The following is a 6,750-nucleotide window of genomic DNA, read 5'->3' as shown; positions in this document are numbered from 1 at the left end:
GTGGGCTTGGCCGGCGTTCCCGGCGCCTTGAGCTTGCCCCGAAAAAAAACCACGCCGCGTTGCCGGGGCGTGGTTGCTGTCGGGCGAGGCGGCCGCTTAGTTGGCGCCCATCTCCTTGAGCAGGTTGTCGGCGTGGTCGACGTGTTTCATGTTCCACAGCATGTAGCGCAGGTCGACCTGGATGTCGCGCGTGTTGGCCTTGTTGTAGTCCCAATCCGAGATGATCGAATCGAGCGTGCCGTCGAAGGCCAGGCCGATGAACTCGCCCTTGGCGTTCAGCGCGGCCGAACCGGAGTTGCCGCCGGTGATGTCGAGCGTGGCCAGGAAGTCGACCGGCACGGTCTTCAGCTTGGTGTCGACATACTTGCCGAAGTCCTTGGCCTTGATCGCCGCCAGTTGCGCCGCCGGGGCGTTGAACTCGCCCTTGCCGGTGGCCTTGGCCAGCACGCCGTTGACGGTGGTGAAGGCGGTCCAGGCGGTGCCGTCGGCGCCGTGGTCGCGGCCGGCGATGTTGCCGAAGGTGACGCGCAGGGTGCCGTTGGCGTCCGGGTAGACGGCCTGGCCACGGCTGTTCATGAAGGCGATCTTGGCCTTCATGTAGTTGGCGTAGGCTTGCTGGATGTTGCCGCCCAGTTCCTCGTCATCGGCCTCTTCCTTCAGGTCGGCCGGCGACATGGCGACGGCGGCCTTGATGAAGCTGTCGCCGCTGGCCAGGAAGTCGGCCGGCTTGCGTTCCAGCCAGGCGGCGCGCTCGGCCTTGTCGCCCAGCTTGCTGCCGGCGTACAGCGCGTTCAGCGCGGTTTTCAGCTGCTCGGCGCCCATGCCGTCCTGGATGCCGACGACGGCGTCGAAGGCGGCGTTGCGCTGGGCCTTGGGCTGGGCGGCGTACTGGCTCAGCGCGTGCATGACCAGCGCCCGGTCGACCTTCTCGTCGTAGTTGCGCACCAGCGCGGCGACGCCGGCCTTGATGCGCGGCAGGTCGCGTTCCTGGAAGCCGGCCTTGCGCTCGGCGTCCGGCTTGGCCGTCTCGTTGGCCAGGCGGTACAGGGCGCGCGCGGTGTTGAGCAGGCGCGGCTTGCTGTAGCCGAGGAAGAAGTCGCGCTTGGTGTCGCTGTCGCGCTGGGCGATCAATTGCTCGATGTGCTCGATGTCGGCGGCGTACTCGGCCTTGCGCGCGGCGTTGCCGTTGACCCAGGCCTTGAGCTCTTCATGCTGGGCCGTTTTGCGCGCCAGGATGTCGCTGCCGGCGTAGGAATCGAGCATGCCCTGGCGGTTTTTGTAATAGTTGTTGGTGCTGGCGACCTGGCCGGCGTATTTCAGCGCCGTGTCCTTGTTGTCGGCCGTTTCGCGGGCGATGATCGCCAGGTTCTCGCCGGAGATCTTGACATAGGCCGGGTAGTTCCAGCCGAAGGTGAAGGCCACCTCGGACGGCAGGCGGTGACGGTTGGTGCGGCCGGGGTAGCCCAGCGCCATGACGAAGTCGCCTTCCTTGACGCCTTCCTTGGCCAGCTTGAGCACGTGTTGCGGCAGGTAGGGCACGTTGTCCTTGCTGAAGTCGGCGGCCTTGCCGTCCTTGCTGACGTAGGCGCGGTAGAAGCCGTAGTCGCCGGTGTGGCGCGGCCACATCCAGTTGTCGGTGTCGCCGCCGAACTTGCCGACGCCGGCCGGTGGCGCGTGCACCAGGCGCACGTCGCGGATTTCCAATTGCTTGATCAGGTAGAACTCCAGGCCGCCGTAGTAGGCCGACACGGTGCAGCGATGGCCGGCGTCCTGCTCGCAGTCGGCGACCATCTTTTTCTGGTTGTGTTCGATCGCGTCGCTGCGCTTCTTGCCGCTCAGCTTGGCGACGTCGGCGCCGATGATCTTGGCGCTGACGTTGGTGACGGCCTTGGTGACGTAGATGCGGCTGCCCGGCGCGGCCGGCAGTTCCTCGTCCAGGTTGTGGGCCAGGAAACCGTTGGCCAGCAGATCGCGCTCGGGCGTCGAGTTGTGCGCCACGCTGTTGTAGACGCAGTGGTGGTTGGTGGCCACCAGGCCCTGCGGCGAGACGAAGGAGGCCGAGCAGCCGCCCAGGCTGACGATGGCGCCCATCGGGAACTCGGTCAGCTTGGTCAGGGTGGCGGGGTCGAGCTTGAGGCCGGCGGCCTTGAGTTGCTTGGCCACTTGCGGCAGTTGTTGCGGCATCCACATGCCTTCGTCGGCGTGGGCGGCGGTGCTCAGGATGGCGAGCGCGATCAGGGATTTTTTCATGGTGTGTTGGTCTTGGGCAATGGAAATGCCCGCCGTGACACGGCACGGCGCAGCGACCGAGAGTATCCCCACGGTTGACGTATTCGTCAATCGGATTTTGCTGGGTGAAATGGCAATGTTACGTCGGCGTGAGGGGGGGCATTCAGAGCAGGGCTATCTCGTCGAGCAAGTCGGGGTACTTGCTGACCAGTCTGAGAAGTATGGAGGCTTGGGCATTCGGCGTCGAGACACCTTGTTCCCAGTTGGCGATAGTTCTGGCTTCGGTGCGCAAACGGCGCGCAAAGACTTGCTGTGACAAGTTGAGCCGGTTGCGCAACTGCGCCACCTCGGCAGCGCTCATTTTCGGCATGGGGGCGAATGCCAAGGTGGTCTTCTTGAGCGTGAGCTTGCCTTCCCGCTCGGCTTGGAGGGCGTCGACGCCCTCCATCAGCTCCTCGAATAGATTGCGTTTGCTCATTTTTCTTGGCTCCTGGCCTTCAGCTCACGTTGTAAGCGCTCACGAAATATCTTGCGTTGCTCGTCGGTCAAATCGGTGGCATCCGCCTTGCTGTAGATCGAGAAAAGCCAGATCTGTTCGTTTGAGGTCCGCCAGAAATAAATGACGCGCAGACCACCGCGCTTGCCTTTTTGCCGGTTGGAATCGCCAAAGCGCAGCTTGCGCAAGCCACCAGTACTTGGAATGACATCGCCTGCCTCGGGATGCCGCATGAGCTCATTCTGGAGCGCGCGATATTCATCGTCGTCCAGATATTGTTCCCGATATCGCGCAAAAGCGGGCAATTCCCAAAAGGTCGCTTGCATACAAATATATCCAAGTTAGATATAGATGGCAACCTGCTTTTGTCCTAGCGCATGCCATTCAGTGCATGCTAGCGAAGTCATAGGTAGGTCTATTGCGGCGGCTTAAAACTCGGACTGGAAAAGAAAACCGCCCCCGCGATCCGGTGGGCCGGACGGCGGGGGCGGGGGCTTGCGTTGACGCGTGCCGGCTGACGCGGACTTACTCGGTCTTGATCGCTTCGACCTGGATGGCCAGCTTGACCTCGGGGGCGAAGGCCGGGGTGGCGTAGTTCAGGCCGAAGTCGGTGCGCTTGAACTCGGCGATGGCGTTGGCGCCGCACACTTCGCGCTTCAGGCGCGGGTGGATGATGCACTTGAACTTGTTGACGGTCAGCGTCACCGGCTTGGTCACGCCCAGCATGGTCAGCTCGCCGTCGACGGCGACCAGCTTGTCGCCGTCGAACTTGAGCGACTTGCTCTTGTAGCTGACGGTGGGGAACTTCTCGACGTTGAACATCTCGGCCGACCTGGCGTGGCTGTTCATCTTGTCGAAGCCGAAGTCGATCGAGGCGGCGTCGATGCTGATGTCGAGCGTGCCGGTCTTGGCGGCGCGGTCGAGCGAGACGGTGCCGCTGGTCTTGTCGAACTTGCCGCGCCAGACGGACAGGCCCATGTGGTCGGCCTCGAAGCTCGGGTAGGTGTGGCTGGGGTCGATGGTGTAGGTGTCGGCGATGGCCGAGCCGGCGCATACGGCGAGCAGGGCGGCGCTGAGGAATTTGAATTGCATCGTGTCTCCGTTGTCGTTACAGGTTGCGGTGGATGTTGCCTGTTTTTTTTGCTGGCTTGCTGCTGGCTTGTTGTCGAATCTTACTGGCCGGCGACGACGTGGAACTTGATCGTCACCTCGTCGGCGACCATGCCGGTGTCCTTCCATTCGCCTTCGCCGACGTTGAAGGTCAGGCGTTTGATCGGCAGCGCGCCTTCGAACACTTGCTTGGCGCCGTCGGCCTTGACGCTCAGCGGGAAGCTGACGTCGGCGCTCTTGCCCTTGATGGTCAGCTTGCCCGTCACGTTGAGCTTGCCGGCGCCGGCGCTCTTGATGCTGCTCGAGACGAAGGTGGCCTTGGGGAAGGCGGCCGAGTTGAACCAGTCCTTCTTCGCCACTTCCTTGTTCATGTCGGCGTCGCCTAGGTCGAGGCTGGCGGTGTCGATCTCGACGCTGGCCTTGGCGGCGTCCGGCGTGGCGGCGTTGTAGTCGATGGCGACGGTGTATTTCTTGAACTTCGATTCGACCGGCACGTTCATTTGCTTGAACACGGCCGACACGCTGGTCTTGGCCGGGTCGGCCTTGAGCAGGGTGGCGGCGCCGGCGGCGAGGGACACGCCGAGCAGGGAGGCGAGGACGATTTTTTTCATGTGGGTGGCTCCGGGTAAATGGTTGGCTTAGGGCAGCATGCGGCGCAGCACGCCGTCGCGGTCGATGAACTGGTGTTTCAGCGCCGCCAACACGTGGCCGACGACGGCGGCCGCCATGGTCATGGTCAGAACATAGTGGACGGTTTTTAAAATAGGCTTAAGCTCGGCGTTGGCCTCGATCAGCGTGGGCAGCGGGATCAGGCCCAGGTAGACCACCGGCACGCCGGCGGCCGACGAGTACAGGTAGCCGGACAGCGGCACGGCGAAGATCAGCAGGTACAGCAGCAGGTGGGTGGCGTCGGCCGCCATGGCCTGCCAGGCCGGCATGCCGAGCGGATGCGGCGGCGGCCGGTTGGCGCGGCGCCACAGCACGCGGGCGACGGCCAGCAGCAGCACGGTGACGCCCAGCCATTTGTGCCAGGAATAGTATTTCAGCTTGGTGGGGGTGATGCCGTGGATCTCGGTCATCGTCAGCCCGAGGAAGAAGGCGGCGATGATCAGCAGCGCGGTCAGCCAGTGGATGAGCATGGCGGTCTTGGTGTAGCGTTGCATCGGCAACTCCTTCAATAATAGTACGTGTTAGGACTAATATACCAAAGAAATGCAATGCGTGCTGGCGGGGAGGAATTCGGCGCACTGATTGGCCCAGGTCGATCGCCTGGTTCGCCGCGCCGGCCGGCAGCAGGCCTTGCGGGTCTGCCGCGGCCGGCGGCGTGTTGCTGGCCGGCAGGACCCTGGTGCAGGGTGCCCCAGCGCCGGCCGGCGGTCAAGCGTAGTTTGGATGCTTAGGGGTATCTCGAATAACCGTCATGCCGCATCGGCGGTCCGCCGCGCCGGCGGGAATCCATACGCTGCACGCTCATTGGCTCAGCATGGGTTCCCGCCTGCGCGGGAACGACAAGTTGCTGGTTTTTCGACCTGCCCTTAGATGGCGTGGGCGAGCTGGGCGGCGATACCGATGTAGTTGGCCGGGGTCATCGCCAGCAGCAGGTCCTTGGCTTCCTGCGGGATCGCCAGGCCGGTGATGAACTCGCGCAGCGCGTCCTTCGAGATGCCCTTGCCGCGCGTCAGTTCCTTGAGCTGCTCGTAAGGGTTCTCGATGCCGTAGCGGCGCATCACGGTCTGCACCGGCTCGGCCAGCACTTCCCAGTTGGCGTCCAGGTCCTGCGCCAGGCGGGCGTGGTTGACTTCCAGCTTGTTCAGGCCGCGCAGGCAGCTGTCGTAGGCCAGCAGGGTGTAGCCGAAGCCGACGCCGATGTTGCGCAGCACGGTCGAGTCGGTCAGGTCGCGCTGCATGCGCGACACCGGCAGCTTCTCGGACAGGTGCTTGAGCACGGCGTTGGCCAGGCCCAGGTTGCCTTCGGAGTTCTCGAAGTCGATCGGGTTGACCTTGTGCGGCATGGTCGACGAGCCGATCTCGCCGGCCTTGGTTTTCTGCTTGAAGAAGCCGAGCGAGACGTAGGTCCAGATGTCGCGGTTCAGGTCGAGCAGGATGGTGTTGGCGCGGGCGAAGGCGTCGAACAGCTCGGCCATGTAGTCGTGCGGCTCGATCTGGATGGTGTAGGGGTTGAACTCCAGGCCCAGGCGCTGCTCGATGACGTTCTTCGAGAAGTTCGGCCAGTCGAAGCCGGGGTAGGCCGACAGGTGGGCGTTGTAGTTGCCGACGGCGCCGTTCATCTTGCCGAGGATCTCGACGGCGGCGATGCGCTTGACGGCGCGTTGCAGGCGGGCGACGACGTTGGCCATCTCCTTGCCCAGGGTGGTCGGGCTGGCGGTCTGGCCGTGGGTGCGCGAGAGCATCGGCACGTCGGCGTTGGCGTGGGCGATCTCGGTCAGGCGGGCGACCAGGCCTTGCAGCGCCGGCAGCATGACGCCGTCGCGGGCGGCCTTGAGCATCATGCCGTGCGAGGTGTTGTTGATGTCCTCGGAGGTGCAGGCGAAGTGGATGAACTCGGAGGCGGCGACCAGCTCCGGCACGTCCTTGACCTGTTCCTTGAGCCAGTACTCGACGGCCTTCACATCGTGGTTGGTGACCGCTTCGATTTCCTTGATGCGGGCCGCGTCGGCTTCGGTGAAGCCGCTGGCGATCTTGTCGAGCAGGGCGGTGCCTTCGGGCGAGAACGGTTTGATCTCGGCGAAGCCGGCCAGCGACAGGGCTTGCAACCAGGAAATCTCGACCTTGACGCGGTGGTGCATGAAACCGGCTTCGGACAGGATGGGGCGCAGCTTGTCGGTCTTGCTCGCGTAGCGGCCGTCGAGGGGGGACAGGGCCGACAGCGTGGAATATGGAGTAGTAGTCATGGG

The 6,750-nt window shown here is 63.9% G+C and carries 7 protein-coding genes; all 7 read right to left on the bottom strand.

What is annotated here, in order from left to right; all coding sequences use genetic code 11:
• Nucleotides 1-96: 96 nt before the first annotated feature.
• Nucleotides 97-2,250, bottom strand: coding sequence for a S46 family peptidase (locus H7U20_RS15600; RefSeq protein ID WP_199760068.1), 2,154 nt, complete (start codon nt 2,248-2,250; stop codon nt 97-99).
• A gap of 142 nt (nt 2,251-2,392) precedes the next feature.
• On the bottom strand, nt 2,393-2,707 hold the full coding sequence (locus H7U20_RS15595) for a helix-turn-helix domain-containing protein (protein ID WP_199760067.1): 315 nt from the start codon (nt 2,705-2,707) through the stop codon (nt 2,393-2,395).
• Nucleotides 2,704-3,051, bottom strand: a complete 348-nt coding sequence (locus H7U20_RS15590; protein ID WP_199760066.1) for a toxin — start codon at nt 3,049-3,051, stop codon at nt 2,704-2,706. The genes H7U20_RS15595 and H7U20_RS15590 overlap by 4 nt, the downstream gene beginning before the upstream one ends.
• Before the next feature lie 199 nt (nt 3,052-3,250).
• Nucleotides 3,251-3,817: a YceI family protein gene (locus tag H7U20_RS15585; protein WP_199760065.1), complete on the bottom strand. Its 567-nt coding sequence runs from the start codon at nt 3,815-3,817 to the stop codon at nt 3,251-3,253.
• A gap of 80 nt (nt 3,818-3,897) precedes the next feature.
• Nucleotides 3,898-4,446 (bottom strand): YceI family protein, encoded by a 549-nt coding sequence (locus H7U20_RS15580; protein WP_199760064.1) that lies wholly within the window; start codon nt 4,444-4,446, stop codon nt 3,898-3,900.
• A gap of 27 nt (nt 4,447-4,473) precedes the next feature.
• Entirely contained in the window at nt 4,474-4,998 is a 525-nt protein-coding gene (locus H7U20_RS15575) for a cytochrome b (RefSeq protein WP_199760063.1), read from the bottom strand.
• A 372-nt stretch (nt 4,999-5,370) separates the two neighbouring features.
• Nucleotides 5,371-6,747, bottom strand: a complete 1,377-nt coding sequence (purB, locus tag H7U20_RS15570; RefSeq protein WP_199760062.1) for an adenylosuccinate lyase — start codon at nt 6,745-6,747, stop codon at nt 5,371-5,373.
• Nucleotides 6,748-6,750: the final 3 nt, after the last annotated feature.

The organism is Rugamonas violacea (genome assembly GCF_016461825.1).
In the GTDB taxonomy this organism is placed as follows: Bacteria; Pseudomonadota; Gammaproteobacteria; order Burkholderiales; family Burkholderiaceae_D; genus Rugamonas.
Note: the sequence above shows the minus strand (reverse complement) of the source record. Positions and strands in the feature narration are given on the sequence as shown.